Source organism: Ohtaekwangia sp., assembly GCF_036568665.1.
Taxonomy (GTDB): Bacteria; Bacteroidota; Bacteroidia; order Cytophagales; family Cyclobacteriaceae; genus Ohtaekwangia.
Genome location: NZ_DATCSD010000258.1, coordinates 1 through 3145, shown reverse-complemented (window position 1 = coordinate 3145; position 3145 = coordinate 1). Strand labels below are relative to the sequence as shown.

Sequence of the window (3145 nt, the reverse complement as noted above, 5' to 3'; positions counted from 1 at the left end):
CGGTAAAATTTTTCGCTGCCGATCATCCGGATATCCAGTATACCGGTCGCATCGATTTCTCCAATCCTAAACTGCCGCGTTTCTGGGCAGCCGGGGTATATATACAGTTCAAGTTCAAAGGCCCATCTTGCGCGGTTATCCTGAACGATGAAGTGCTGTGGGGAACATCGCACAATTACCTGGAGATTGCTGTAGACGGACAGAAGCCCTATAAAATACAACTGCATTCCAAAACCGATACCCTTACCGTTGCGAAGGGCTTATCGCGTGGAGAACATATCGTTACTATTTGCAAGAATACAGAAGCTCTTATCGGCTACCTGGAATTTGCAGGAGTACAATGTGAGAAGTTGTTACCGCTTCCTGCTAAACCAGAACGCAGGATCGAGTTCATTGGTAATTCCATTACCTGTGGCACCGGCAGCGATCTTACACCCATAGCCTGCGACAAAGGTCAGTGGTACGATCAGCATAATGCTTACTACGCCTATGGCCCCACCGTGGCACGCAAACTGAAAGCACAATATCACCTTACATCAGAGTCGGGTATAGGATTGATGCATAGCTGCTGCGATAAGCCCTATGTAATGCCGCAGGTGTTTGATAAAATGAACTTCAGCGCGAATGCTATACCCTGGGATTTTTCAAGATATACTCCTGATATAGTAACCGTATGCCTCGGGCAAAACGATGGCGTGCAGGATTCGGTAAAGTTTAGCCAGGAGTATATTGATTTCATTAAAACACTTCGCAGTCATTATCCCGCAGCGCAGATCGTTTGTCTCACCAGCCCGATGGCAGACGAAACACTCAAGAAAGCTATGAAGAATTACCTGACAGGAATTGTTCAGTATGCCAATCAGCATGGCGATAAAAAAGTAAGTCGTTATTTTTTCTCCCGAAGCTTCAACAGCGGCTGCGGAGGCCATCCGGATTTGCATGAGCACATACAAATTGCAGCAGAGCTATCGGAGTATATCGAGTCTTTGATGAAGTGGAAATAGTTGCTGGCTGCCGGAGAAATAGCTGCGAGTTACTAGCTTCCGGCTGCTAGAGGAGTGTGAGCGTGACCAGAGCGTGTCCGCTAATTTCAATATTCGTTAATCGTTATTTGCTAATCGATTCCCTTGTTCGATGTTGATTTTGTTTTGAGTCAGGTGTTTTTAACCTGACTGCAAAAACAGAAATCGCTTTTTGCCGATGATAGCTTGCTTGTAACGATTAACGAATAACAATTAACCTGTAACAATTCTATACATCAGCGGCTTTCTCTCACAATTTTTCCAAACGCCTGCCAGTCAAATCCGGTTTCAACGCGGCCATGGCGTAGTCCTGGAATCTGTGTTGTTACCAGCAGAATGGTTTTATCAACTTCTGCGCGATGATGCTGTGGAATTTGATGCGGGATGGCTTTCACCATTTTGAATTTTGAGTCTGGAAAAAAAGACTGCACCGATTCTTTAAGCGCATTGATGTTGTCCATCCCATACAATAGCACGACTTGAGGCTTATAGACTTTAATGTTTTCAAGAATTGCCTGAATGCGTTGCGGGTATATATATTCCTGATACCGATCACGACTCTTCAGAAAATCAAATCCTGGTAAGTCAAGCCATGCATAGTACCAGGCGTGGTTGTTAGGACTGGGCAACGGGTAAAATTGAATCCACGCTTCATTCGAAGACGATGAAGCAAAAGAAGTCTTTTGATACGTGAGGGGATCGGGAAGTTTTTTATTACGGTAACCGTGAACAAAGGCGATAAGATTTTTCCAATATCCATGGATAACGGCTTTCTTGTCGAACCGGTGTTCGTAGAGATTGGCAAAGACTTCAGCGCGTGGACCTTCAACCCGGAACGCCACTTCGCGGTATAATGCCCGGATATCACAAAGCGTTGCCTGACCGGCTGATGGATGATTCCCGTGGAAATAGTTTAACTTCTCATTTACTTCCTCTGGCAAATCACCACCACCTTCTTCATAGCCGACAAACCAGATCGGTGCAGCCCACGAACCATAGCCATAGAAATTATCAATCCAGTGTTTGAGTTTTGCAGCGTCAATCATTAGAATGGAAAGATAGCGATCACTTCTTTACCGGTAAAAATACTTCAGCCATCATGCAGCGTGCACTACCGCCACCGTTGCGTTCGATAGTATCCAGGCTCGAGTGTATGATCGGGTTGTAGGCTTTGATCCTGGTAACCTGATCCGCTGTAAGCGACTCATACGCCTGTGACGACATCACGAGAAATTTCTCTCCCTTCGCATTATTTACCTGCAGCATATTGCCGGCAAAGTGATTCATCTGGTCGAGCGTGATTGTTATTATCTCTTTACCCGTTTTACGAATGGTACCTTCCACTATTTTTCGTTCGGTAATATCCGGTATAGAGTCGAGGCAGATTACTACGTATCGATCCGCTACACACATCATTACATTGGTGTGATAGATAGGGAAACCATTACCGTCTGTAGCAGTAAAGGCAATGGGCGTATATCCCAGCCGTTGGCAAAAAGTGTCAAGCACTTCACGGTCGGTGCGCTGCGAGAGACAGGCGTATGCTATAGCCTGCTCACGATCCAGCACCATGCTGCCGGTGCCTTCGAGAAATAAATTCCTGTTTTCATATTCCGACAGATCGATCGGTTCTGTTATCGTAAATTTCTGCTGAAGTGTTTCGATAACATGCGGCTTGCGTTCCAGTCTTCGGTTGGCAGCATACATCGGGTATAACACAATATTACCTGTATCGTGAAATGAGATCCAGTTGTTGGGAAAGATAGAATCCGGTGTATGCGGGGCAGCGGTGTCGGGGATAACCGTTACATCTATACCTTGCTCACGCAGGCGGATCACAAAGTCATCAAACTCTTTCAAGGCAAGCTCCTGTGCATTGCTATCCTGTGTAGATTGAAATGCGTTGTTAACCGCGGTCTGCGTATTATAGGCAAACTGCACAGGACGGATCATCAGCAGGTGAGAAGTTGTTTGAGACATAGTATAGAGGTCGTTATAAAATGTATATATAGTATATCAAAGATTGTCGCGCAGCAGGGGCATACTCATACAATGAAATCCACCGCGTGCACGTGAAAGTTCTGCCGATGGCATCAGGATCAATGTATCTCGCAGGTCATCTG

The 3145-nt window shown here is 45.6% G+C and carries 4 protein-coding genes; 1 reads left to right on the top strand and 3 read right to left on the bottom strand.

Annotated features, from left to right (window positions below; genetic code table 11):
* On the top strand, positions 1-1004 hold a 1004-nt coding region (locus VIN08_RS14250; protein ID WP_331966328.1), incomplete at its 5' end, for an SGNH/GDSL hydrolase family protein.
* Positions 1005-1258: 254 nt separating this feature from the next.
* Here the strand turns inward: VIN08_RS14250 and VIN08_RS14245 are convergent.
* The 3 genes from VIN08_RS14245 to VIN08_RS14235 all read right to left on the bottom strand — a co-directional run.
* Entirely contained in the window at positions 1259-2068 is an 810-nt protein-coding gene (locus tag VIN08_RS14245) for a hypothetical protein (RefSeq protein ID WP_331966326.1), read from the bottom strand.
* A gap of 19 nt (positions 2069-2087) precedes the next feature.
* Positions 2088-3002, bottom strand: a complete 915-nt coding sequence (ctlX, locus tag VIN08_RS14240; protein WP_331966323.1) for a citrulline utilization hydrolase CtlX — start codon at positions 3000-3002, stop codon at positions 2088-2090.
* A 36-nt stretch (positions 3003-3038) separates the two neighbouring features.
* On the bottom strand, positions 3039-3145 hold a 107-nt coding region (locus VIN08_RS14235; protein WP_331966331.1), incomplete at its 5' end, for an arginine deiminase family protein.

Bases quoted from the DNA above. Each gene is read 5' to 3' on its own strand.
- ctlX (WP_331966323.1), bottom strand. From the start codon at position 3,002: ATGTCTCAAACAACTTCTCACCTGCTGATGATCCGTCCTGTGCAGTTT.
- VIN08_RS14245 (WP_331966326.1), bottom strand. From the start codon at position 2,068: ATGATTGACGCTGCAAAACTCAAACACTGGATTGATAATTTCTATGGC.